Here is a 24,110-nt window from a genome sequence, read left to right as displayed (position 1 = left end):
AATATCACTATGCGACAAGAGTGAGCAAGGGGGTGTATGCGGCCTTTGTGACGTTCATCCGTCCGACTCCAGCGAACTCGGGGCACATCGGCGGCGGAACCGGGGGCAGCTCACCCAGGGCGGATCGGGTCGGCGAGGATTGTTGCCCCACCCCTCGGGGCTGGGCGCGGAGGGGCGGGGCAGGCGGGGCAGGGGCCGGGATCAGGCGCCGAGCGCCCGGGCGACCAGGGACGCGTACGCTTGATGTCCCTTGGCGTTGGGGTGGTAGGAGTCGTTGAGCGCGGAGACGCCGACGCTGGCCGGCTCGGTCAGGAACGGGTCCGGGTCACAGATGCCGTGTCCGTCGAAGAGCGGCTGGGCATCCAGGAACTGGGCTCGGCTGCCGGCCTGCTTCACCGCATCCTGGATCACCTTGTTGAGCTCCACGGCGGCGGCGTTCATCTGCTTGCGCACCTCCGGGTAGGGATTGAAGCGGTTCTGGGTGAAGGTGCAACTCGCGTTCACATCGAACAGCTTGGGATAGCCCGGGACGATGAGACGGGCATTCGGTGCCGCGGCCAGGATCTTTTCGTAGGTCGCCGCCAGCTGCCCCACCAGTTGCGGGTCACGCATGGCCTCCACCGACCGGGTCAGCCCGAGCCCGCAGGCCTCCGCCCACGGCTCGGGCGCGGCACAGGTGGCCATCGCGGTGGCGAACTTGACGTCGTTGCCGCCGATGGTCAGCGTCACCAGGTCCGTGTCCGCACTCAGCGCCGCCAGCTGCTTGTCCACGACGTCCTGCGAGACCGCCCCGGCACACGCGGCGAAGGTGAAGCTGCCGATGAAGCCCTGCGGCCCGCCGTACTCCTTGGCGACCCGAGGACCGTAGGCCTGCTCACTGCGCTGACAGTTGCCGTTGTGGTTCACCGAGGCGGGCGGGCTGATCACCTTCAGGTCGGGGCCGGGCGCCGCGATCGTGCCGTCGTTGGGCAGATACGGCCCGGCGCCGGTGCCCGCCGAGTAGGAGTCACCGAGGGCGACGTAATCCCTGCGTGCTTCCTCTACGACGGTGGCGGAGGGAGCGGGGGCGGGGGCGGCTCCGTCGTCGATGGGAGGGGCGGCTACGGCGGAGGGCTGGGCCGACGAGGTCTCGCCTCCGAGGGCCACCATCAGGGCCTCCGCCGCGGTCTGTTTGTTGTTGACCGTGATTGATTCGCCCTTGGCGCCGGGGACGGTGATGGGGCCGGTTGCGGTGCCGCGGTAGATGTCGCTCAGCTTGCCCCAGCTGCGCATGGCGTCCACGTCCGCGGGGGTGAGTTGGTACTGCTGGTACGCCCTCCAGGCGTTGTAGACCTTGACGGGGAGCTGGCGGAAGCGGGTCGCTTCCGAGATGCCGACGATCAGGGTCTGGATCGCCCGCGCCGGTTCCGTGGCGGGAGTTGCCTTGTCTACGTTGCGGGGGTCGCACAGGGTCTCTACTGCGTCCTGGAAGGTCAAGATGCTGAGCTGGACGCCGTCGAGTGCCCTGTTGGCATACCCGGGCCTGGACAGGGCGTCGTATCCCTCGGGGAAGTCGCGGAAAGGCGTCTTCTTGTTATCCGGGTTATCCGCACTCTCCTTCTTGAACTCATCTGCGAGGTTGTAGTTCAACGTCATCTCTTGGCCGCCGCTGTCGGTGGTCTTGCAGTAGAACCGCGCGACGTACAGGTTGCTGAGGTTGACCAGCACGTGCAGGTCGACGCCACCCCAGGTTTTGATGGTGATGTTGGCGAACTTGTTCGTCTGGGAGGTGTCGGTGGTGTCGACGTATAGCTTGCCGGCGGCCTCGCGCTTGCCGCCGGCCTTGAGGAGCGCGTTCTCCCGCAGGGCTTTGATGAAGGCCGGGTACCTCCTGAGCTCCGACTCCTTCCCGGCGTCGCCGTCGCCGAGCTCCCAGACGACCGGGAGCTCCTCTCTCGTGGCGGCGCTGGCCTTGTCCTGCAACTGCGGGAGCACCAGGGCGCCGCCGCCCAGCAGCATGGCCCCGGCGAGGAAGATCGCCAGGAACTTCCCGCTGAGCCATCGGGAACGGCGTCTGTGCGCGTCGGCGCCGGGCGTCGGCCCGGCGCCCGTTATCGGGGTCTTTTCCATTCGTCCACTTCCTTTGCGCCTTCGAAGCTGCCCCCGGAAGAGCCGGTCTTCGCAAGGCCCGCCGGGCTTCGGCCCGGAGGCCGATACCGGCCGCCTCGGGGCGATCCGAGGCCGATGAGGCGACATCTCGTCGCGTCCATTACGGGGGACCCTGGGGCCTCAGACGGCCTCAGAGTGCGCGCAGGTTATCAGCTGCCACTGATGTCACATACCCCTGTCCTCGGGTAATGATTGAGCTCTTTTCAACCTCCCCAGAAAGCTGGACAGTTGTACTGGCAGACAGGAAAAGCCCCTGGTAGACGGGTTTTCGACCAAGAAGAACCCGTGACCACCAGAAGCTTCGCGCGCCCACCTCCCCCTCCAGGCTGGACGCGTCCAACTCTGCCCTCCTCCTCGCAGCCCACCTACGGAAACACCGCCGTCACCTCGACACCCGATGCGACACCTGAGCACGGACCAGCAGGCCCCGCCCACCCTCACCCACCTACGCAACGTTCATCCGCACACCCAACTCCGGCCGGTTTTGGCACACCACACCTTCACAGTTACGCGCGTTGCGTTCACAAATTTCCACGAAGACGCCGCGCGCCTGATGCGGGTCCGCCGACGCTTCGGGTCAGGCGTGTTCTCCGAGGTTGGGCGACCCACCCCTGCCGAACGGGAACGAGGACACGTATGTACGTGAAGTGCCGGTCCCACATCCGCGGTTGGCGGACTCCAGGGAGTCGAAGCCACGGCGCGCGGCCCGGTCGGCGCACGGCACGCCCCGCCACTCCTGTGGCACAGGACACACCCGCCCGCAGCGCGACGCGACGCCTCCGCGAACGCGCTCAACAGCCGTTGGCCACGGTCGCGTTACCCGACGCGCGGCCCGACGGGAGCCCTCGGCCTAGATCTTGAAGGCTCAACAATACCCGTCGGTTGGGACAAATGACCCTGGTGCCGGAAGTGCGCCTCCGCCGACCATGCGGCCTGTGAGGTTGCTGTGACTTACCGGGGCTGGTGTGACACGGCCCGCGTACATCCCACCGACCTCGCCGGTGTCCAGCCGGAAGCAACTCCTGGATGCGCACGGCCTCGTCCGCTCCCCCTGGCGGACGACGGAGACATCGGAAGGGAGGCGGGCGCACTCCGCCCCCGATGCGATGCCTCGCACAGATCACTGAAGCACCGTCTGCCCGTTGGGGGCCGAAGCGGCCATCAGCCCTCGATCAACAACACCACGATTCCACGATTCAAGGAGCAACCATGGAGATGACCCCAGCCTCCGACGCCGGGCGGGCGCCCGGCGCCCGCGCGCACAGACGCCGTTCCCGATGGCTCAGCGGGAAGTTCCTGGTGCTCTTCCTCGCCGTGGCGACGCTGCTGGGCGGCGGAACGTGGTTTGTCTCGTCCCAGAAGCAGCAGGCGAGCGCCGCCGTCAGTGACGGCAAGAACTTCCAGTTCCCGGAGGAGAAGCTGGATACCGCGATCGCCTACTGGATGAGTCGGGGCTTCCCCTTCGGCAGGCGGACCGACCGGATCGACATGAGCGACCCCAACGACCCCACGAACGCAGCGACAAACCGGGTCGGCTTCATCATGCGCGGCGGCTTCTTCCTCGACGCCGCCTCCGGGGACCTCACCGAGTTCATCCGGAGCATCCCCGGTACGCAGGAGCCGCAGCTCCTCGAGTACGACATCGACATCCGGCCGACCCGGGGCACGAATCGTGGTGACGAGCGGATCGTCCGGGACAACGTCAACGGCTTTATCTTCTACACCCCCAACCACTACACGGACTTCCACCTCTACCAGTACCTGGAGGGCCCCAACGCATCGGACGTGACCATGCCCGTGCCGGCCCCCGTGTGCCAGGAGAGCGGAGGGTCCATCACCTGCCCCAACCCCACAGCGGGTGCCCCTGCTCTGCAGGTCACGAAGGAGACGCCCACCTCCGAGGAGCTGGCCGACCAGCCCGCCGAAGGGCCGGAGACCCCTGGCGCCAACAGCAACGAGGCCCCCGTCAACAACCCAGAGTTCGAAGCAACGCACAGTGATCTCCTGGGGATAGCACAGCTGAAGGGCGACAACCAGGCGTCGGAGTGGGCAATCCTCATCGCCCTCCTCTGGAGCCTGTTCTCGGACCCCAGTAACAGCAGCCCCAAGACCGACCTTTGATCGCTGACCTGCGGAATCAGGGCCTTTTGGCAGCTCGCGGATGTCGAAGTCCACGAGCACCAGGGGCCCTGATTCCTTGCTCCTCCGCGAGAGCCAAAAAAACTTGGCCGGCGATGTCGAGAACCCGTGACCGGCTCCGTCCCCGAGGTGAACGCGACCACAATGGGTCGCACCAGCACCGAGGAGAACCATCATGGCCAAGTACCTGCTGCTGAAGCACTACCGAGGTGCCCCGGCTGCGGTCAACGACGTGCCCATGGACCAGTGGACGCCGGAGGAGATCTCGGCCCACATGCAGTACATGAGCGACTTCGCGGCCCGGCTCGAGAAGACCGGCGAGTTCGTCGACGGTCAGGCGCTCGCCCCCGAGGGGACGTTCGTCCGGTACGACGGTGAGGGGCGCCCGCCGGTCACCGACGGACCGTTCGCCGAGACCAAGGACCTCATCGCCGGCTGGATGGTGATCGACGTCGACAGCTACGAGCGCGCCGTCGAGCTGGCCGGGGAACTGTCGGCCGCCCCCGGAGCGGGCGGGAAGCCGATCCACGAGTGGCTCGAACTGCGCCCGTTCTACGGCGTGTCGCCCACCATCACGGAGTGACCTACAAAGTGAACAAGGTGAACGAGGTCCTGCTCAGGAGCCTCACGCCAAGCGTGCTCGCCATCCTCGTCCGCCGCGGAGCCGACTTCGCGGCGGCCGAGGACGCCGTGCAGGACGCGCTCATCGAGGCGGTCCGCGTCTGGCCCGCCGACCCGCCGCGCGATGCGAAGGGCTGGCTGGTCACCGTGGCCTGGCGCAAGTTCCTCGACGCGACCCGCGCGGACGCCGCCCGCCGCCGGCGTGAGGACCTCGTCGACGAGGAGCCGGCGCCCGGGCCCGCGCCCGCGGTGGACGACACACTCCAGCTCTACTTCCTGTGCGCCCACCCGTCGCTGACGCCGTCGTCCGCGGTCGCGCTCACGCTGCGCGCCGTCGGCGGGCTGACCACCCGCCAGATCGCCCAGGCCTATCTGGTGCCCGAGGCGACCATGGCGCAGCGCATCAGCCGGGCCAAGCGAACCGTGTCCGGCGTGCGCTTCGACCAGCCCGGCGACGTCGCCACCGTGCTGCGCGTCCTCTACCTGGTCTTCAACGAGGGCTACTCCGGCGACGTCGACCTCGCCGCCGAGGCCATCCGGCTCACCCGGCAGCTCGCGACCGCGATCGACCACCCCGAGGTGGCGGGACTGCTCGCCCTCATGCTGCTCCACCACGCCCGGCGCGCCGCCCGGGCCGCGCCCGACGGCAGCCTGGTGCCGCTCGCCGAGCAGGACCGCGGCCGGTGGGACACGAAGTCGATCGCCGAGGGCGTCGAGATCCTGCAGGCGGCCCTCGCCCGCGACCGGCTGGGCGAGTTCCAGGCCCAGGCCGCCATCGCGGCACTCCACGCCGACGCGCCCACCGCCGAGGAGACCGACTGGGTGCAGATCGTCGAGTGGTACGACGAGCTCGCCCGCCTGACCGACAACCCGGTCGTCCGGCTCAACCGCGCGGTCGCCGTCGGCGAGGCCGACGGACCCCGCGCCGGCCTGGTGGCCCTCGCGGCGCTGGACGACTCACTGCCCCGCCACACCGCGGTGGCGGCCTACCTCCACGAACGCGACGGCGACCTGACCACGGCGGCACGGCTGTACTCCGAGGCAGCCCACAAGGCCCCCAACCTCGCCGAACACGATCACCTGACGCGCCAGGCCGCCCGGCTCAACGCCCGCCGACGCCGCTGACGCGCCTCAAGCAACACGCACCAGCACCTCCGCCACCGCCCGCAGATTCACCCGCCCCCGCCCGTACGAGCACACGGCACCGCCGTCCGGCAAACCCGTCGAAACGCGGACCACATCCGTACGCCCGGCCAGCAGCGCATCCCGGAGTGCGGCCTGCCAGGGATGCAGCTCGGCGTCGTACGTGGCGACCACCAGCGGCGCGTCCTCAGCCCGTTGCAGGATCTCGGCAGCGAGGCCCGCCACGTCCGCCGGAGCCTGGGTGACCGCCGTCCCCGTGGCCGTGGGGTCGAGGGCGCGTACCTCCGTCAGCAGGTCCTCGCCGCCCCAGTTGAGCGCGGGATGCGGTGGTGGAAAGAGGTCGACGACATGGGCGCCCCGTACCTGCGGCGCAGGCGCCCGTACCGCCCGCCGCGCCGCCTCCAATCCGGCCCCGGAGTCCCACCTGGCGACCGCACCCGAATCCACCGGCTCCGCATACCGCTCGGCCAGCCGCCGGATCCGCCCCGCGGCCTCCCGCACCCGCTCCGCCGGCAGCGCGCCGCTGCCCACCGCGTCCAGCACCGCGTCCCGACAGCCGATCGTGACCCCCAAGTCCGGTACGGCGACGATGACTTGATCGGCCCCGGCCGCAAGGGCGAGCCGCGCCCCCGCCGCCTCCCCGTACCGGTCCGCGATCGCCTTCATCTCCAGCGCGTCGCTGACCAGAACACCGTCGAAGCCCAGCTCATCACGGAGCAGACCGCTCAGGATGCGGGGGCTCAGCGTGGCCGGACGGTCGGGATCCAGCGCCGGGAACACGACATGGGCACTCATCAGCATCGGCACGCCCACGGCGATCGCGGCCCGGAAGGGGTCGAGGTCGAGTTCGTCGTACGCCCGTGGGTCGACGGCCACATCGTGGTGGCTGTCGGTGACGGTGCCCCCGTGCCCCGGGAAGTGCTTGGCGCAGGAGGCGACGCCGCGCGCCTCCGTCGCGGTGATCCAGGCGCGCAAGTGACGGGAGACCAGCTGGGGATCGGCGCCGAAGGAGCGGGTGCGCACGATCGGGTTCAGCGGATGGTGCTGAAGGTCGGCGACCGGGGCGTACGAGGCCGTGATGCCGAGCGAGGCCAGGTGGCCGGCCAGTGCGTCGGCGCACAGGGCGGTGAGCCGGGTGTCGTCCACGACGCCCAGGGCGAAGGAGCCGGGGACTTCGGGGGCGCCCGCGCTCACCAGGTGCCCGATGCCGCCGCCCTCGTTGTCGATGGCCACCAGCAGATCGGGGCGGAAGTCCCGCAACTCGTCCGTCAGTTCACGGACCTGCTGCGCGTCGCGCACATTGCGGGTGAACAGGATGACGCCGCCGAGGCCGCGGTCGATGAGCCGCTTCAGGGCGTCGGGGACGGTCGTGGTGCCGTCGAATCCGGCGACGAGACAGCGGTGGACGGCCTCGTCCAGGTCGGGAGGGAGGGCCGGACCGGCATACGTGTGCTCGGTGGGGGTCACGCCGGGAATCCTGTGGTTGACTCAGCCGAAAGTCAATGATGTGGATGGATGGTCGATTCAACCATGACCGCACCACGCCAACCCGCCCCGGCCCCGTCACGCTCCGTCCCGCCCCACATACGGAACACTCGACACACAGACGCAAACATCCACCCGTGGCCACATTCATCACGCAATCCCCACACATCACAAGAATGAATGTTCAAGGAGCGCGTGTAACTTGCTTCCATGAACGACCGGAAAGCGGACGTCCGCTTCGGATCCCGGCCCGTACGCCTCGCTGACCTGGCAAGTCTCGTACGCGCTCCGGCCGCGCTGAGCGTGCCGGGCGACATACTCGCGGGGGCCGCCGCCGCGGGACGCCCGCTCGGACCGCGGACAGTGGGCACGATGGCCTCCTCCGTCTGCCTCTACTGGGCAGGGATGGCCCTCAACGACTACGCCGACGCCCCCGTCGACGCCGTCGAACGTCCCCAGCGCCCCGTCCCCTCCGGCCGCGTCCCACGCCGTACGGCCCTCTCCCTGGCCTGCGGTCTGACCGCCGCAGGGCTCGGACTCGCGGCCCTCTCCGGCGGTCGCCGCGGACTCGGTGTCGCGCTGCCGCTGACGGGGCTGGTCTGGGCGTACGACCTGAAGCTGAAGTCGACGAAGGCCGGGCCCGCCGCGATGGCCGGAGCACGGGCCCTGGACGTGCTCGCGGGCGCGGTGGCGGCCGGTGGGGCGAAGTCCGGCAGGCGTGGGCTCGTGCCGGCGGCCCTGGTCGGGCTGCATACGTACACGCTCACCGCCCTCAGCCGGCACGAGATCTCCGGCGCCCCGGCGCGGCTGCCCGCGACGACCCTCGGGGTGTCCGCCGCGACAGCGCTGGCGGCAGCGGGCGCCACACCCGCCGGGCCCGGGCGACGCCTCGACGCCCGTACCGCCGCGGTCGCCGCCGCCGGAGCGCTCGGTTACCTCGGTACGTACGGACTGGCCCAGGTCAGGGCCGTGCGGGAGCCGTCAGGAGCGAACGTACGGCGGGCGGTGGGGGCCGGGATCCTGGGCATGGTGCCGTTGCAGGCGGCGTTGACCGCGCGGGGCGGGGCGCCCGGGGTGGCGGCGGTGCTGGGGGCCGTGCATCCGCTGGCGCGGCGGCTGGCCCGGCGCGTGTCACCGACCTGAAGCGACCGAAAGCGACCCGGGACCCGAGGACCTCACTCATGGATCTGCGATTCGGCTACGGCACCAACGGTTTTACCAACCACCGGCTGAGCGATGTGCTCGCCGTGCTCTCCGACCTCGGCTACGACGGCGTGGCGCTGACCCTCGACCATGGGCACCTCGATCCGTACGCCGAGGATCTGCCGCGCCAAGTCAACAAGCTCGCAGGGGAGTTGGCGTGGTACGGGCTCAGTGTCACGGTCGAGACGGGGGCGCCCTATCTGCTCGACCCGTGGGGCAAGCATGAGCCGACGCTGATGTCGGAGGGGGCGCAGCGGCGCGTCGATCTGCTGCGGCGGGCGATCTGGATCGCCGCCGACCTGGGGTCGCCCACCGTCCATCTGTGCAGTGGCCCTGCACCGAAGGGGCTGCCGGAGGAGGACGCGTGGAAGCGGCTCACGGCAGGCATGGAGACCGTGCTGCAGACGGCGGAGGCCAATGGCGTCGCCCTCGCCTTCGAGCCGGAGCCGTACATGTTCGTCGACACCGTGGAGCGGTGTCTGGAGCTCGGGAAGCGGCTCGGCGGGCATGAGCTGTTCGGGATCACGCTGGATGTCGGGCATGCGCACTGCGTCGAGGAGATTTCCCTGCTGGAGTGCGTACGGCTGGCCGCGCCTCAACTTCTGAACGTGCAGATCGAGGACATGGTGCGCGGGGTCCACCGGCATCTCGAATTCGGCGACGGCGAGATCGACTTCGGCCCCGTGCTGGCCGCCCTCGGCGAACTCGGGCATCAAGGGCTGGTCTCCGTCGAGATCCAGGGCGGCTCGCTCGACGCGCCCGAAGTCGCCCGCCGCTCCATCGAGTTCCTGCGAAAGAAGGCACAGCCATGACACCCGGCATACCTGATCTCCGTACGGCCCTCGACCCCGAAGCCCGCGCCTGGCTCGACACCGCCGTCGACCGCGTCATCGCCGATCCCATCGCCATCGGCGCCCTTTTCCCCGCCGTCCGCCGCCGCTGCGGCCGGGCCAGGATCGACGACCACTGGACCATCGACGAGGCCGCCCGCGCCGTACTGCTCACCGCCCTGCCGCTGCACGACCCCGCCCTCACCGAAACCGTGGGAGCGCTCCACCGGCACGGCGACCCGGCCGAGCAGCGGGCCGTACTGCGCGCGCTGCCGCTGATCGACGACGAGGGACGCTTCCTCTTCCTGGTACGGGAGACGCTCCGCGGCAACGACACGACCCTGATCGAGGCCGCCCTCGGGCCGTACGCGGCGGCGCATCTGCCGGACGACGAGTACCGGCAGGCCGTCCTGAAGTGCGTCTTCTACGAGATCCCGCTCGACCGTGTCGCCGGACTCGACGAGCGGACCGACGCCGAACTCGCCCGGATGCTGGCCGACTTCGCGCGCGAGCGGATCGCGGCCGGACGTGCCGTGCCCGAGGACATCACGCCCGTCATCCGAGCCCTAGGGCCCGCCGCCCTCGATGGAGTCTCCTGAACATGCGCATCTTCGACCCCCACATCCACATGACCTCCCGTACGACGGACGATTACGAGGCGATGTTCGCCGCCGGAGTACGCGCCCTCGTCGAACCGGCCTTCTGGCTGGGCCAGCCCCGCACCTCGCCCGAGAGCTTCTACGACTACTTCGACTCACTGCTGGGCTGGGAGCCGTACCGCGCCGCGCAGTTCGGCATCCAGCACTTCTGCACGATCGCCCTCAACCCGAAGGAAGCCAACGATCCGCGCTGCACACCGGTGCTGGACGAGCTGCCGCGCTATCTCGCCAAGGACCGGGTCGTCGCGGTCGGCGAGATCGGCTACGACTCGATGACCAAGGAGGAGGACGAGGCCCTGGCCCGGCAGCTCCAGCTCGCCATCGAGCACGAGCTCCCGGCCCTCGTCCACACCCCGCACCGCGACAAGGCGGCGGGCACGCGGCGGACGCTGGATGTCGTACGGGAGTCGGGGATCGCGCCCGAGCTCGTGGTCCTCGACCACCTCAACGAACTCACCGTCTCCATGGTCCTCGACAGCGGCTGCTGGGCCGGGTTCTCGGTCTATCCGAAGACGAAGATGAGCGAGGACCGGATGGTACGGATCCTCCAGGAGCACGGGAGTGATCGGGTGCTGGTCAACTCGGCGGCGGACTGGGGGCGCAGCGACCCGCTGAAGACCCGTAAGACCGGTCTCGCGATGCTGGCGGCCGGGTTCGCGGCGGACGAGGTCGACCGGGTGCTGTGGCGCAACCCGGTCGCCTTCTACGGGCAGAGCGGCCGACTGGAGCTGGACCCGGTCCTGGACGAGCCCAAGCCGGACGAGTCCGCGACCTACCAGGGCAACTCCATCAAGCGCGGCGGAGAGTGACCGGGGCATGCGCCTGCGCCATCCCGACGGGACGCCCGTCCATCTCGCGTACTGCAGCAACGTCCATCAGGCGGAGGACCTGGAAGGGGTGCTGGCCCAGCTCGCCGCGTACGCCGAACCCGTGCGGGAACGGCTCGGTGTCGACCGGCTCGGGATCGGCTTGTGGCTGGCCCGCGATGTCGTCACCGAACTCGTCGGTGACAGGCGGGCGTTGGGGCGGCTGAGGGACGAGCTGAGCCTCCGGGGTCTGGAGACCGTCACCCTGAACGCCTTCCCGTACTCCGGCTTCCATCGCGAGGTCGTCAAGAAGGACGTCTACCTCCCCGACTGGACGGACCAGGCTCGCCTCGACTACACCCTCGACTGCGCCCGCGTCCTCACCGCCCTCCTCCCGGACGACGCCCGCCGCGGCAGCGTCTCCACGCTGCCGCTCGCCTGGCGCACGCCCTGGCCGGCCGAACGCGCCAACACCGCCCGTCGTGCTCTGGACCGGCTGGCCGAAGGCCTCGCCACGATCGAGCGCGAGACCGGCCGTCCGGTCCGCGTCGGCTTCGAGCCAGAGCCTGGGTGCGTGGTCGAGACGACCGCGCAGGCGGTACGGGAACTGGGCGGCCTGGACCCGGACCGGCTCGGCATCTGCCTGGACGCCTGCCATCTCGCGGTCCAGTTCGAGGATCCGGGCGCCGCTCTGGCACGGCTGGCCGCCGCCGGGCTGCCGGTGGTCAAGCTGCAGGCGTCCTGCGCGGTGGAGGCGGCCGATCCGGCCGATCCGGCTGCTCGCGCGGCGTTGGGGCGGCTGGCGGAAGCGCGGTTTCTGCATCAGACGCGTACGAGGCTTGCTGCGCAAGGCAGTTGGGAGACCTCCAGCGGGCCGGGCAAGGGGGCGGACCCCGGCGTCGCGGGGCCCCGGATCCCGCGCCAGAGGGGGCTGGCGGCAGGCGAGCAGCGAGGCGGGACCGGGCATGTCTGCCGGCTGGGCGGCCCGACCGGCTCAGACGACTCCGGACGCGCCCGTCGGTCGGGCGGGCAGGGCGGCGGATCGCCCGCCGGGCCGAGTCCTGTCGGCGCGCCGGGCGAGGGTCCGGTCCTCGGCGTCGACGACCTCCCCGATGCCCTGGCCGGTGGGCTCCCCGCCGACCGAGGCCCCTGGCGGGTCCACTTCCACGCCCCGCTGCATGCCGAGCCCGAACCCCCGCTGCGTACCACCGCGCCCCAGCTCACCGCCGTACTCGCCGAACTTCTCGGCGGCCCGGTCGCCGGCTGCGACCACATAGAGGTGGAGACCTACACCTGGTCCGTGCTGCCCCGGCCGCCCGCCGACCTGGCCGGGGGCATCGCCGCCGAACTCGCCTGGGCCAGGGACCGGTTGACCGGCCTCGGCCTGAAGGAGGAAACGTCATGACCGACCGGCTCGTCGTGCTCGACATCGTGGGGCTCACCCCGACGCTGCTGCGCCATATGCCCGCCGTCGCCGCCCTCGGTGAACGCGGGTTCCAGGCCCGGCTCGGGACCACCCTGCCCGCGGTGACCTGCACCGCCCAGTCCACCTTCCTCACCGGGGAACCGCCGAGCACCCACGGCGCGGTCGCCAACGGCTGGTACTTCCGTGACCTCGGCGAAGTGCTGCTGTGGCGGCAGCACAACGCGCTCGTCGGCGGCGAGAAGATCTGGGAGACCGCGCGGAAGACCAACCCCGACTACAAGGTCGCGAACATCTGCTGGTGGTACGCGATGGGGGCGGACGTCGACCTCACCGTCACCCCGCGGCCCGTCTACTACTCCGACGGCCGCAAGGAACCCGACTGCTACACCTGGCCGCCCTCCCTGCACGACGAACTCACCGACCGGCTCGGCCCGTTCCCCCTCTTCACCTACTGGGGACCCAACGCGGGCATGCCCTCCACCCAGTGGATCCTCGGCGCCGCCCGCCAGGTCTTCGACGAGCACCGCCCGGACCTGACCCTCGTCTACATCCCGCAGATGGACTACGAGCCCCAGCGCTCCGGCCCGGACTCCCCCGCGACCGCCCGTGCCGCCCGCCAACTCGACGATGCACTGCGCCCGTTGATCGACCACTTCCTCAGCGAAGGCGCCACCGTCGTGGCGCTCAGCGAGTACGGCATCACCCCGGTCTCCCGCCCCGTCGACATCAACCGCGCCCTGCGCCGCGCCGGACTGCTGGACGTCTACACGCAGGACGGCATGGAGTACCTGGACCCCTGGACCTCACGCGCGTTCGCCGTGGCCGATCACCAGGTGGCGCATGTGTACGTACGGGATCCGGCCGACACCGAGGCCGTCGCGAAGATCGTCGGCGAACTCGACGGTGTGGAGCGGGTGTTGGACCAGGAGGGCAAGGCGGCGTACGGCCTCGATCATGAGCGGTCGGGCGAACTGGTCGCCGTCGCCGAGTCCGATGCCTGGTTCACGTACTACTACTGGCTGGACGACGAGCGCGCCCCGGACTTCGCCCGCCAGGTGGAGATCCACCGCAAGCCCGGCTACGACCCCGCCGAGCTGCTGTACGACGAGACGGTACCGGCGGTGAAGCTGAAGGCCGTGGGCCAGATCGCTCGGAAGAAGCTCGGGTTCCGCTACCGGATCCAGACCGTCCCGCTGGACCCGTCGGGGGTGCGCGGCAGCCACGGCCGGCTGCCCGACGACCCGGACCACGGGCCCGTACTCCTGTGCTCCGAACCGGAGTTGGCGCGGGAGGCGTACGCGGCGACGGAGGTCAAGGCACTGCTGTTGCGGCTGGCACGGCTCGCACCGGAGGCCGCATCGGATCCTGACGCCCGCACCGGGGACGAGGAGTGAGAAGAGGGCGGCGTGGCCGCGGGCCGCCGCCCTCCAGCCTTTGTCCATGCCCTCCGCTGTTGCCCCCACCTGACAAGGAGTACTGATGTCCAGCGCACCCAGCACCCCCCTCAACGAGACCGTCCTGCGCAACGCCCGCCCCGAGATCGCGGCCTGGCTCACCGCTTTCGTCGAGCGCCATGGCGGCTTCGTGGGCTCCGTGCACCTCGCGGAGCCCGCCGAGGAGGGCGAGATCGTCCTCGTGGCCGCGCACAACCTGCCGCCCGCCGTGCAGAACGGCACCTCCGTCATCCCCATCGGCAAGGGCATGGCCGGGACCGCCGCGCAGCGCCGGGCGCCCGTCGCCATCAGCGATTTCCCGAACGACACGTCGGGCGTCGCCGTCCGGCAGGGCCGCGCCGCCGGGTCGAAGGGCTCCCTCACCCTCCCCGTCTTCGCCCCGGACGACGACACCCGGCTGCTCGCGGTCGTCGGGCTGGGCTTCAAGGACGTCCGGGAGTTCGCCGACGAAGAGATCGAGATGTACAAGAAGTCCGCGGCCACGGTCCTGGACGTTCGGGCGGCCTGAGTCGGTCTCGGGCGGGCGGCCTGACCCTCTTCACGTACCACGGCACCTGAGAAAGGTCCAGACTTAACACCTCGGTACATCGGATCTATCCTCGACGCGTCCGACACATTGACGCGCTTCTCCGTCAGCTTCTACGTTGCGTCGAGAGATAGCTCCGATGAATCGGGAGTGGATGAGACATGAGTGACATGAACCCAACAAGACGCACGGTACTGGCCGCCGGAGGCTTACTCGCGGGGGGCGCCGCCTGGGCGATGACCCCGTCGGTGTCCTCCGCTGTGGCCGCGTCTCCCACGGACGGCTGGGAGAAGACCTCGTTCACGTACGGCATGCAGAAGCCGTGGAATCTCAGCCTGAGCGAGCGCTACAGCAACAGCGGTGGCGTGCACCGGATGTGGGTGTACGACACCGACGAGCCCATGTCGCAGGGCAGTTCCACGGACCCGCGCACCGAGATGCGCTGGCGGCAGGAGTACACGTCCGGGCAGCACATGTGGGACGCCGACGTGTATCTCCCGTCCGGTACGAACGGCGCGACCTTTGTGCAGATCCTCCGGGTGATCCACCCTGAGGGCACCCCCGCCACGGACTTCATGCTCAACGCGTACAGCGCGAGCGGCGGCTCGGTGCGGGCGTACGACCGTACGGTCCTGAAGACCAACGCGTACGACACCTGGTTCAACGTCAAGCTGGAGCACAACGCTTCCAGCCGCAGCGTCAAGGTCTACTTCGACGACGAGCTGGTGCTGACGACCGAGGACCGCGGCCCGGCCACCCGCCACTTCAAGAACGGCGTCTACCACCACGGCAGCGGTCGCGCCGAGGCGCGCTTCCGCAACATCACGTACTGGACGCGGTGAGCCATGCGGAGACGAAGGGCACTCACCGCGCTCGGCGGACTCGGCCTCGCCGGTGCCACCGCCGCGCTCCTGCCGGGACGGGCCGACGCCGCCGAGGTCTACTTCCAGAACCGTGGCAGCGTCGAGGGCTGGGACCACGCCTACACACAGAAGGACGGCGTGATCGAGACCGTCGACTCGCCCACCTACAAAGGCGCACACGCTCTCGCGGCGACACAGACGTACATCGACGAGACCGGGGGCTACCACTCCGAAGTGATCAAGCGCGGCGCACAGAGCGTCGGTGAGGACCGGTACTACGGCCAGGCGATCCGTCTCGCGTCCGACTGGACGTTCCACGACCAGAACGTCACCTTCCAGCAGTGGTCGCCCGAAGACCCCGAAGGACCCTGGCTGTTGATGTTCGTCATCGGATCCACGATCCAGTTCGGCGGCTCCGGCGGCATCAAGGGGACGGCCGGGTCGATCAGTGGTCTGCGGGGCACCTGGATCAGGATCGTCACCCGGCTGAAGCTCGCCGGCGACGGCCAGGGCGCCTTCGAGGTGTGGCTGAACGGCACGAAGACGGTGAGCCGCACCGGCATCACCGTACTGCCGTCCACCTCACGGACGATCCGCTGGTCCAACGGGATCTACTGCACCGCCTGGCGCGACGGCACGCCCAGCGGCCCACGCACCCTGACGGTCCTGCACGACAGCCACCGGATCGCCTCGACGTACGCCCTGGCCGAACCGGCCGGCTGGGCCTGACGCCGCCCCCATCACCTCTCACTCTTGGAGGCACCCGCATGACCTCTCGCAGAGCAGTGCTCGGCTCGGCGCTGGCCGGCACAACTCTTGCCGCCCTTCCGGAAGTTGCCCAAGCCGCTGATTCCTCCAGTGTCATCGGTCCGGAGGGCCATCGCTGGAAGCTCCGTAACCGCATGGAGTCGGACGGCGCGTGGGCCGAGTTCCTGCGCCGGCAGGATCTGGTGTGGCGCAGGGTGCCCGCGCTGTGGCACGAAGGGCCGTTTCTGGGGGACGGGCGACTGGGCAGCATGGTGTACCGGGAGCCGGGTGCGAACAGCATCCGCTTCACCGTGCAGCACGGCGAAGTGCAGGACCACCGGCCGGAGTTCGGCAGTGGCTGGGGGACCTGTCGGCTACCCGTGGGGCATCTGACGCTCGACCCGGTCGGCACCATCGGTGCGGTCGACTGGCGGTTGAGTCTGTGGAACGCCGAGCTCACCGGCACCATCACCACCGACAAGGGCACCCTGACCCTCTCCGCACTCATCCACGACGGGATTCTCGCCGCGCGCGTGACGGCCGACGGCGACGAGGAGGTGCGCTGGACGTTCCATCCCGAGGAAGCCGTCAGCCCCCGGAAGATCAGCGAGGCGCCGCCGGCCGGGTACGTCGCCAACCCGCTCTGGACCACCCGGACTTCGGGCGACATCGAGCAGGTCCTCCAGCCGCTCCTCGGCGGCGGCCAGACCGCGACGGCCTACCGCCGCTCCGGCGACACCCTCCTGCTCAACGTCGCCCACAGCTATCCGTCGGACACCCGGGCCGGGGAAGCCTCACTCAGGAAGATCCAGCGCGCCGCTCCGTACGGTGTGCTCCGCGCGCTCCACACCCGCTGGTGGCACGCCTTCTACCGCAAGAGCTTCGTCTCGATCCCCGACGAGCGGCTGCAGAGCTTCCACTGGATCCAGCTCTACAAGGTCGCGTCCGCCAGCCGCGCCGACGGCCCGGTGATGGCCACCTGCGGGCCCTGGCTGGAGCCCACGCCCTGGCCCGCCGTGTGGTGGAACCTCAACGTGCAGCTGGAGTACTGGCTCATCCACGGCTCCAACCATCTGGAACTCGACTCGCTCGCCACCACCCTGAGGCAGAACCAGCAACAGCTGATCGCGAACGTACCCGCCGCGTACCGCTCGGACAGCGCCGGAGTCGGCCGCAGCTCCGACATGTTCGCCAACCGCAGCGCCCCCACCCCGGGCAGCGGAGGTGAGTCGGGCAATCTGACCTGGGCGCTGCACAACGTGTGGCTGAGCTACCGGCACACCATGGACGAGGCGTTATTGCGCGACACGGTGTACCCACTGCTGCGCCGCACGATCAACTACTACCTGCACTTCCTCCAGCCGGACAGCGACGGCAAGCTGCACCTGCCGTCGACGCTGTCCCCGGAGTATCCGGTGGTTCCCCCGAAGGACACCAACTACGATCTGGCGCTGATCCGTTGGGGCTGCACCACGCTCCTGGAGGCGGCCGAGCGGCTGGGGACCGACGATCCGCTGAAGCCGCGCTGGCAGGAGGTACTGGCGAAGCTGACGCCGTATCCGGTGGACGAGAACGGCTTCATGATCGGTGATCGGACCCCGTACGCGCAGTCCCACCGCCACTACTCCCACCTGCTGATGGTGTACCCGCTGTATCTCGTGAACTGGGAGCAGCCGGAGCAGCGCGAGCTGATCGAGAAGTCGGTCGTCCACTGGCACGCGGTGACCGGATCCCACCGCGGCTACAGCTATACGGGCGCCGCGTCGATGTACGCGATGATGGGCCGCGGCTCCACGGCGCTGGAGTATCTGAAGAAGTTCTTCGACCCCAGCACGCGGTATCCGTGCCGGGCCAACACCCATTACACCGAGGCCGGTCCGGTCATCGAGACACCACTGTCGGCGTCGCAGTCGCTGCACGACATGCTCTGCCAGAGCTGGGGCGGTGTCGTACGGATCTTCCCCGCCGTTCCGGATTCCTGGGCCGATGTCACACTGCACGACTTCCGCACGCAGGGGGCCTTCCTGGTCAGCGCGGTCCGCAGGGGAGGGTTCACCCGCTTCGTCCGCGTACGGAGCCTGGCGGGTGAGCCGCTCGAGATCCGGCACGGTCTGACGGGCGGGGCGGTGACGGCGGTGCTCGACGACGGCAGCCGGGCGCGCACGCACACGACGGACGACGGCACCCTGGTGATCGAGCTGGCCAAGGGCCGGGAGGTGCTGTTGTACACCGGTGAACGCCCCGAACTCGACATCGCTCCGGTGGACTTGAGCGAGCCGGGCGAGCCGTGGGGGCTGCCGTAGTAGGTCTTTGTCGGCGCGGGTCACCGGCCGGGCGTGCCCGGCCGGTGACCCGCGCCGCGTAAGAGGCGCGAACAGGGAGTCAGAAGGCGGTCACCCACCGCTTTCATACCGCCTCCTCACCAAAGTTTTGGGTCTCTCACGGTGCGTACGGTCGCTGGTACGGATAGCATCCTGCGCACCCCTTGTGTTGCGTTGGTCACGCGGCCACCCACCGCGTTCGTCTTACCGCTCGCCGCCCCCTTCCCCTCCCCGTTGCCCGCTTCCGCTCATCGCTCCTCGCCCTAGGACGACGATGTCTCCACGGACAGGTCCCCGCCGGCTCGGCTCCATACGTCTCTCCCTGATCCTTCTGGCGTTGGTCCCCAGCATCACCCTCGCCGCGATGTGGGGGGTGACGACGACGCAGATGTTCTCCGAGGGGCTACAGCTGCGGGCCCAGACGGAGTTGAGCAGGTCGACCGGCGCCATGGGCACCGACGCGACGCTCGCGCTGCAACGGGAGCGGAGCCTGTCGGCCGCTTGGCTGGCCGCGCCCGGCGGCTCCAGGGCTGCCCTGGACAAGCAGCGGGAACGTACGGACGCGGAGGTCGCCAAACTGGTCGGCCGGTCGGAGGCCATCGACAAGGCGCCCGACCGGATAGGCGACCGCCTGTACTCGGTCATCGCCGGCGCGGGGAGCCTGGAGTTCTACCGGAGCCAGATCGACCGGGGCCACATCGACGACAGCACCGGCATCAGCGGCGCGCAGGCACTGGACCAGTACACCGCGATCATCGACGACCAGATCCACGCCTTCCAGGAACTCTCCAAGGTCGACGACGGGGACCTCACCTCGCAGGCCGAACCGCTCGTCGCGCTGGAACACGCCGCGGAACTGGTCTCCCGGGAGAACGCCCTGCTCACCCTGGCCTGGCCGTCCGGGCAGCTGGACGAGGAGTCGCGGACCCTTTTCGTCCAGCTGGTGAACGCCCGGCGATGGCTCGTCGAGGACCAGATAGTCCACTCCCTGAGCGGCACGGCGAAGACGCAGACCGATCGCATCCTCCAGGGATCGGCCTGGAATGATCTGGAGGCTATCGAGGCCCAGGTGCTCGAGGCCCGTACGACGGGCAGCGGCGACGCCCGGAAGGTCAACCTGCCGGACGCGCGGGACCAGTGGAACGGCGCGATGGGCCAACTCACAGTCCAGTACCCGAATCTGATCCGCCAGCAGACCACGGAACTGCTCGACCGCAGCAGCGAAGAAGCCCATGCACTGCTGGTCAAGGCCGCTGCCCTGAGCGCCGGCGGACTCGTCGCCCTGCTGCTGAGCGTCGTACTGTCCTGGCGCATCACCCGCTCCCTGTTCCGGCGGATGCGCGGGCTGCGGATGGCCACCCTCAGCCTCGCCCAGGAGCGGCTGCCCGACGTGGTCGCACGGCTCGACCGGGGCGAGAAGGTCGACGTGGACTCCGCCGCACCCCCACTGGACTACGGGCGGGACGAACTCGGCCAGGTGGCACAGGCGTTCAACACCGCCCAGCGCACGGCGGTTCACACGGCGGTGGAGCTCGCCGACACCCGGCGCGGCTTCCAGAAGGTGATCCTGGGCATCGCCCGGCAGAGCCAGAACCTGGTCAACCTCCAGCTCAGCAAGCTCGATTCGCTGGAACGCGAACACCAGGACCCGCACATCCTCAAGGGCCTGTACGAACTCGACTCCAACGCGAGCCAGCTGCGCCGCTACGAGGAGAACCTCGTCATCATCAGCGGCGAGCGGCCGGGGCGCAGCTGGACCGAACCGGTCGCGCTGATCGACATCCTGCGCAGCGCCGTCGGCGAGGTCGCCGAGTACCAGCGGGTGGAGGTGCACACCGTCGAGGAGGTGTACCTCGCCCCGCCCGCGGTGGCGGACGTCATCCATCTGCTGGCCGAACTCATCGACAACGCGACCGCGTACTCGCCCGCTCCCAGCCCCGTCGGGGTACGGGCCGCGATGGTGGCCAAGGGCCTGGCCATCGAGATCGAGGACCGCGGTCTCGGGATGTCGGAGGACGACTACGAGGCGTTCAACGCCCAGTTGGCGGTGGAGCCGCAGTTCGACGTGGTGGCACTGGCCGACGACCTCCGGCTCGGCATGTTCGTGATCGCCCGCCTCGCCACGCGGCACGGCATCGCCGTCACGCTGCGGTCCTCTCCGTACGGCGGGACAACGGCGATCGTGCTGGTGCCGCACGACATCGTGGTGCGGCAGGGGCCCACGGCCGACGCGGACGCCGCGGGTTCGGGCTCGGCGGACACTTGGGCCGGAGAAGCGGACGTCGCGGCCCAAGGGGGCCAGGAAAACGGGACGACCCGGGAGGCCCGGGAAGCCCAGGAGGACGTCGAGCCGGTCGCGGCCCTCGCGGAGAGCTCGGCCGGTACGCCCGGACCCGGCTCGACCGGGACACCCGGGCTCGGATCGGCCGATATGCAGGGCCCTGGTCGGCACAGCCACGCGCGCAGCCGCGGGGCCCAGCCCGCGACCCGGCCGCGGACGGCCGATACCGGTGGGGCCGGGCCCGGCCCGGCTTCCAGGTCCGAGTCCGGCCTGGGTTCCGGGTCTGGCCGGGGTTCGGGGTCCGCGCCCGGGTCCGGCCGGGGTTCCGGGTCCGCGCCCGGGTCCGGCCGGGGTTCCGGGTCCGCGCCCGGGTCCGGAGCCGGAGCCGGCCCAGGTTCAAGCCAGCGCAGCGCCCTCGCTCCGCTGCCGCGCCGCGTACCGCAGACCAGCCTCGCCACCGAGCTGCGGGAGGACTCCGTGCCCGACCGGGCGGACGACCCGTTCGAGGACTTCGACGCGGAGCGTGCCGCCTCCTCGCTCTCCGGTTTCCAGCGCGGGACGCTTCAGGCCCGTGCCGACGCCGAGGAGTGGACGTACAACGAAGGAGGAAACACAGCAGAAGAAGCCCCACCAGCGAGCCCAGGTACGCAGGTCCCCGTCCCCGGAAAAACCGTCACCTCGACTCCGCCGGCAAACCGCTCATGAAGGACACAGAAATGACACGCCCCATCCCCGCCACGCACAGCCAGCTCGACCAGCTGCTCACCGGACTGGTGGACCGGGTCGCCGAGGTGAACCACGCCGTCGTGCTCTCCGACGACGGACTGGTCGTCAGCAGGTCAACGGCGTTCCTGCGCGACGACGCCGAGCGGCTGGCGGCGACCGCCTCCGGCCTTGTGAGCCTCAGCAAGGGCGTCAGCATGGACTTCCGCGGCGGCCCCGTACGCCAGGCGCTCATAGAGATGCGCAACGGCTACCTGATCATCACCGCCGCCGGGACCGGCGCCCATCTCGCCGTGCTCACCCACCAGGGCGCGGACGTCGGCGTGGTGGCGTACCAGATGAACCTGCTCGTGAAGAAGATCGGCGAGCACCTGAGCGCGGCGCCGCGGGGCACGGTCGCCGCCGACTGCGGCGAGTGAGGTGAGCGGAGGCGACGCGGCGGGTCGTCTCGTACGGCCGTTCACGCTGACCGGCGGCAGGACCCGGCCCGACCGCAGCGACTTCTCCCTCATCACAACGGTCTCCGCGGTGGACCCGCCGCCCGCCTGGGGCGCCCGGACGCAGCCCGAGCACGCCCGGATCCTGCGGCTGTGCGAGAAGCCGATCGCCGTCGCGGAGCTGGCGGCCCACCTCGATCTGCCGATGAGCGTGGTCACCATCATGCTCTGCGACCTGCTGGAGGCGGACCGGATCACCGTCCACCCGCCGCGTCCCGTCTCCGGGACGCCGGACAAGGACCTGCTGCAGAAAGTGAGGGACGGCCTTGGCCGGCTCTGACACAACCGTCAACGGGGCGCCGGCCCAAGGGACTTCGGCACCCGACACGGTCAAGATACTGATCGCCGGAGGGTTCGGCGTCGGGAAGACCACCATGGTCGGGTCGGTCAGCGAGATCGTCCCGCTGCGCACCGAGGAACGGCTGACCTCGGCCGGCCTGGGCGTCGACGACCTCCAGGGCATCGCCGAGAAGAGGGCCACCACCGTGGCGCTGGACTTCGGCCGGATCACGATCGGCCAGGACCTGGTGCTGTATCTCTTCGGTACGCCCGGACAGCAGCGGTTCTGGTTCATGTGGAACGACCTCGCCATCGGCGCGCTGGGGGCCGTGGTCCTCATCGACGTACGCAGACCCAAGTCCAGCTTCGCCGCGATCGACTTCTTCGAGCGGCGGGGCATCCCGTTCGTCATCGGCGTCAACGGCTTCCACGGACAGCATCCGTACACGCCCGAGGAGATCCGGGAGGCCCTGGCACTGCCGGAGGGCACTCAGGTGCTGCTCTGCGACGCACGCGAGCGCGAGTCGTCCCGGGACGTACTGATCGCTCTGCTGGACCAGTTGATCGCGGCTTCCGCGAAGGCTTCGGCGCCGTAAGGAGAGTCGCAGGAGACAAGTCACAAGGAGACAAAGGCCACAGAGAGGCGTTCTTGCTACGGAAACAGGGCATCATCCTCGGCACCGTCGCCCGCCCGCTGGCGCCTCTTCGGCTCCAGGACACCGTGCCGTCACGCCGGGAGGGAACGGTTCCCGCTGTCCCCCTTTGCCTCGCCTTGTATCCGTCACGCCCGCCCCCCACGGGCGTGCCGCGAAAGGACGACGTGCGCTGTGTCCTTGCTCCCGCTCGACAAACTCCCCGGGCCGCTCCCCGCCACCACCCCCGGCCCCGTCCGCTCCCCCTCCGCCACCCGCCACGCCCTGAGGGCACTGAGCCTGCTCCCGCTCCTTCTGGTCGCGGCCTGGGCGGCGCTCGACTGGCGCACCGTGTACGACGGCGCCGGCCGGCTGACCTCCGCCGACCCCTGGTGGCTGCTGTCCGGGTTCTTCTTCATGTGCATGGGCTGGGTGGCAGCCGCATGCGTCCGGCAGGGCGCCATACCTGAACGGCTCCCACCAGGGCTGCTGCTCGCGTCCCAGGTCGCCGCCGGCACCGCGAACCACGTACTCCCGGCGAGCATCGGCGCCCACGCCGTCACCCTCCGCTTCCTCCAGCGCCAAGGCATATCCCTCTCCAGGGGCACCGCGTCGCTCGCGCTGTACTCGCTGGTCAAACCCCTGGCGAAGACGCTGGTACTCCTCGTCTTCCTGGTGTTCTTCCCGGGCGTGCTGGGGCTGGGTGAACTCGTCCCGGACGAACGGACGTTGCACCTGATCGTCGGAGGCGTGGGGATCGGTTTCGCCGTGGCCGCGCTGCTCCTGACGTTCGTACGTCCGTTGCGTCGCCCGATCCTCAAGTTCGTACGCACCGCCCTGACCGACGCACGGCTCCTGCACACCCGGCCCAGCCGCATCCTCGCGCTCTGGGGCGGAGCCGCCGCCACCCCGCTGCTCCAGGCAAGCGTGATCGCCTCGGTCGGCTTCTCGCTGGGCCTGCCGCTGACCTGGGCGCAGGTGACCTTCGCGCTGCTCGTCGCCAGCACCGCGGTCGGAGCCGTACCCGCTCCGGGTGGCATCGGCCCCATCGACGCGGCCCTGGTGTTCACCATGGTTCTCTTCGGCGCCCCCATGAGCCTGGCCACGGCCACGATCATCGGCTACCGGGTCCTGACGATCTGGGTGCCGTTGCTGCCGGGCATGCTCGTGCTCTCGGCCCTCGTCCACCGAAAGGTGCTGTGAGACGGGACGAAGCCCCGCCCCAAGCTCGGGAAGCCGACCGGAACGCCCCAGCGGCTCACGCGCACCATGCGCCCTTCTGCTCAACTCCCGTCTCTCGTAACGTCATTGCTGTTTGAAATGGCCA

The 24,110-nt window shown here is 69.8% G+C and carries 20 protein-coding genes; 18 read left to right on the top strand and 2 right to left on the bottom strand.

What is annotated here, in order from left to right; all coding sequences use genetic code 11:
- Positions 1-201 precede the first annotated feature (201 nt).
- Positions 202-2,109: a GDSL-type esterase/lipase family protein gene (locus ACYVO6_RS25375; RefSeq protein ID WP_461064840.1), complete on the bottom strand. Its 1,908-nt coding sequence runs from the start codon at positions 2,107-2,109 to the stop codon at positions 202-204.
- 1,248 nt (positions 2,110-3,357) lie between these two features.
- Here ACYVO6_RS25375 and ACYVO6_RS25370 point away from each other — a divergent pair.
- The 3 genes from ACYVO6_RS25370 to ACYVO6_RS25360 all read left to right on the top strand — a co-directional run bounded on the left by ACYVO6_RS25370 (position 3,358) and on the right by ACYVO6_RS25360 (position 6,033).
- The gene (locus ACYVO6_RS25370; protein WP_461064838.1) at positions 3,358-4,269 is read left to right on the top strand and encodes a hypothetical protein; all 912 of its coding nucleotides are present in this window, start codon (positions 3,358-3,360) and stop codon (positions 4,267-4,269) included.
- A 193-nt stretch (positions 4,270-4,462) separates the two neighbouring features.
- Positions 4,463-4,870, top strand: coding sequence for a YciI family protein (locus tag ACYVO6_RS25365; RefSeq protein ID WP_461064836.1), 408 nt, complete (start codon positions 4,463-4,465; stop codon positions 4,868-4,870).
- 17 nt (positions 4,871-4,887) lie between these two features.
- Positions 4,888-6,033: an RNA polymerase sigma factor gene (locus ACYVO6_RS25360; RefSeq protein WP_461064894.1), complete on the top strand. Its 1,146-nt coding sequence runs from the start codon at positions 4,888-4,890 to the stop codon at positions 6,031-6,033.
- A gap of 6 nt (positions 6,034-6,039) precedes the next feature.
- Here the strand turns inward: ACYVO6_RS25360 and ACYVO6_RS25355 are convergent, their stop codons facing one another.
- Positions 6,040-7,518 (bottom strand): glycoside hydrolase family 3 N-terminal domain-containing protein, encoded by a 1,479-nt coding sequence (locus tag ACYVO6_RS25355; RefSeq protein WP_461064834.1) that lies wholly within the window; start codon positions 7,516-7,518, stop codon positions 6,040-6,042.
- Positions 7,519-7,746: 228 nt separating this feature from the next.
- Between ACYVO6_RS25355 and ACYVO6_RS25350 the strand changes: the two genes are divergently transcribed.
- The 15 genes from ACYVO6_RS25350 (at position 7,747) to ACYVO6_RS25280 (ending at position 23,986) form a co-directional block, all read left to right on the top strand.
- On the top strand, positions 7,747-8,679 hold the full coding sequence (locus tag ACYVO6_RS25350) for an SCO3242 family prenyltransferase (protein WP_461064832.1): 933 nt from the start codon (positions 7,747-7,749) through the stop codon (positions 8,677-8,679).
- 38 nt (positions 8,680-8,717) lie between these two features.
- A complete protein-coding gene (locus ACYVO6_RS25345) occupies positions 8,718-9,551 on the top strand; it encodes a sugar phosphate isomerase/epimerase family protein (protein WP_461064830.1) in 834 nt (277 codons plus the stop codon).
- Positions 9,548-10,168, top strand: a complete 621-nt coding sequence (locus ACYVO6_RS25340; protein WP_461064828.1) for an EboA domain-containing protein — start codon at positions 9,548-9,550, stop codon at positions 10,166-10,168. Before ACYVO6_RS25345 ends, ACYVO6_RS25340 begins: the two co-directional genes overlap by 4 nt.
- 2 nt (positions 10,169-10,170) lie before the next feature.
- Positions 10,171-11,037 (top strand): TatD family hydrolase, encoded by an 867-nt coding sequence (locus ACYVO6_RS25335; protein WP_461064826.1) that lies wholly within the window; start codon positions 10,171-10,173, stop codon positions 11,035-11,037.
- A gap of 7 nt (positions 11,038-11,044) precedes the next feature.
- Positions 11,045-12,439: a metabolite traffic protein EboE gene (eboE, locus tag ACYVO6_RS25330; protein ID WP_461064824.1), complete on the top strand. Its 1,395-nt coding sequence runs from the start codon at positions 11,045-11,047 to the stop codon at positions 12,437-12,439.
- Positions 12,436-13,854 carry an alkaline phosphatase family protein gene (locus tag ACYVO6_RS25325; RefSeq protein ID WP_461064822.1) on the top strand — a complete coding sequence of 473 codons (1,419 nt, stop codon included), beginning with the start codon at positions 12,436-12,438 and terminating at the stop codon, positions 13,852-13,854. Before eboE ends, ACYVO6_RS25325 begins: the two co-directional genes overlap by 4 nt.
- A gap of 85 nt (positions 13,855-13,939) precedes the next feature.
- Positions 13,940-14,422, top strand: a complete 483-nt coding sequence (locus tag ACYVO6_RS25320) for a GAF domain-containing protein (protein WP_461064820.1) — start codon at positions 13,940-13,942, stop codon at positions 14,420-14,422.
- Between the two features lie 188 nt (positions 14,423-14,610).
- Entirely contained in the window at positions 14,611-15,282 is a 672-nt protein-coding gene (locus ACYVO6_RS25315) for a cinnamyl alcohol dehydrogenase (RefSeq protein WP_461064818.1), read from the top strand.
- Between the two features lie 3 nt (positions 15,283-15,285).
- Positions 15,286-16,032, top strand: a complete 747-nt coding sequence (locus ACYVO6_RS25310; RefSeq protein WP_461064816.1) for a polysaccharide lyase — start codon at positions 15,286-15,288, stop codon at positions 16,030-16,032.
- A gap of 38 nt (positions 16,033-16,070) precedes the next feature.
- Positions 16,071-18,353, top strand: coding sequence for a glycosyl hydrolase family 95 catalytic domain-containing protein (locus tag ACYVO6_RS25305; RefSeq protein ID WP_461064814.1), 2,283 nt, complete (start codon positions 16,071-16,073; stop codon positions 18,351-18,353).
- A gap of 292 nt (positions 18,354-18,645) precedes the next feature.
- On the top strand, positions 18,646-21,357 hold the full coding sequence (locus ACYVO6_RS25300) for a sensor histidine kinase (RefSeq protein WP_461064812.1): 2,712 nt from the start codon (positions 18,646-18,648) through the stop codon (positions 21,355-21,357).
- 11 nt (positions 21,358-21,368) lie between these two features.
- Positions 21,369-21,794, top strand: coding sequence for a roadblock/LC7 domain-containing protein (locus tag ACYVO6_RS25295; RefSeq protein WP_461064810.1), 426 nt, complete (start codon positions 21,369-21,371; stop codon positions 21,792-21,794).
- A gap of 1 nt (position 21,795) precedes the next feature.
- Positions 21,796-22,152, top strand: a complete 357-nt coding sequence (locus ACYVO6_RS25290) for a DUF742 domain-containing protein (RefSeq protein WP_461064808.1) — start codon at positions 21,796-21,798, stop codon at positions 22,150-22,152.
- The gene (locus ACYVO6_RS25285) at positions 22,139-22,747 is read left to right on the top strand and encodes a GTP-binding protein (protein ID WP_461064806.1); all 609 of its coding nucleotides are present in this window, start codon (positions 22,139-22,141) and stop codon (positions 22,745-22,747) included. The genes ACYVO6_RS25290 and ACYVO6_RS25285 overlap by 14 nt, the downstream gene beginning before the upstream one ends.
- 231 nt (positions 22,748-22,978) lie before the next feature.
- Entirely contained in the window at positions 22,979-23,986 is a 1,008-nt protein-coding gene (locus ACYVO6_RS25280; protein WP_461064804.1) for a lysylphosphatidylglycerol synthase transmembrane domain-containing protein, read from the top strand.
- The last annotated feature ends 124 nt before the right edge of the window (positions 23,987-24,110 follow it).

The organism is Streptomyces pseudoechinosporeus (assembly GCF_054783935.1).
This window is presented reverse-complemented; position numbering and strand designations above follow the sequence as displayed.

Bases quoted from the DNA above. Each gene is read 5' to 3' on its own strand.
- ACYVO6_RS25375 (WP_461064840.1), bottom strand. From the start codon at position 2,109: ATGGAAAAGACCCCGATAACGGGCGCCGGGCCGACGCCCGGCGCCGAC.
- ACYVO6_RS25370 (WP_461064838.1), top strand. From the start codon at position 3,358: ATGGAGATGACCCCAGCCTCCGACGCCGGGCGGGCGCCCGGCGCCCGC.
- ACYVO6_RS25365 (WP_461064836.1), top strand. From the start codon at position 4,463: ATGGCCAAGTACCTGCTGCTGAAGCACTACCGAGGTGCCCCGGCTGCG.
- ACYVO6_RS25350 (WP_461064832.1), top strand. From the start codon at position 7,747: ATGAACGACCGGAAAGCGGACGTCCGCTTCGGATCCCGGCCCGTACGC.
- ACYVO6_RS25345 (WP_461064830.1), top strand. From the start codon at position 8,718: ATGGATCTGCGATTCGGCTACGGCACCAACGGTTTTACCAACCACCGG.
- ACYVO6_RS25340 (WP_461064828.1), top strand. From the start codon at position 9,548: ATGACACCCGGCATACCTGATCTCCGTACGGCCCTCGACCCCGAAGCC.
- ACYVO6_RS25335 (WP_461064826.1), top strand. From the start codon at position 10,171: ATGCGCATCTTCGACCCCCACATCCACATGACCTCCCGTACGACGGAC.
- eboE (WP_461064824.1), top strand. From the start codon at position 11,045: ATGCGCCTGCGCCATCCCGACGGGACGCCCGTCCATCTCGCGTACTGC.
- ACYVO6_RS25325 (WP_461064822.1), top strand. From the start codon at position 12,436: ATGACCGACCGGCTCGTCGTGCTCGACATCGTGGGGCTCACCCCGACG.
- ACYVO6_RS25320 (WP_461064820.1), top strand. From the start codon at position 13,940: ATGTCCAGCGCACCCAGCACCCCCCTCAACGAGACCGTCCTGCGCAAC.
- ACYVO6_RS25315 (WP_461064818.1), top strand. From the start codon at position 14,611: ATGAACCCAACAAGACGCACGGTACTGGCCGCCGGAGGCTTACTCGCG.
- ACYVO6_RS25310 (WP_461064816.1), top strand. From the start codon at position 15,286: ATGCGGAGACGAAGGGCACTCACCGCGCTCGGCGGACTCGGCCTCGCC.
- ACYVO6_RS25305 (WP_461064814.1), top strand. From the start codon at position 16,071: ATGACCTCTCGCAGAGCAGTGCTCGGCTCGGCGCTGGCCGGCACAACT.
- ACYVO6_RS25300 (WP_461064812.1), top strand. From the start codon at position 18,646: ATGTCTCCACGGACAGGTCCCCGCCGGCTCGGCTCCATACGTCTCTCC.
- ACYVO6_RS25295 (WP_461064810.1), top strand. From the start codon at position 21,369: ATGACACGCCCCATCCCCGCCACGCACAGCCAGCTCGACCAGCTGCTC.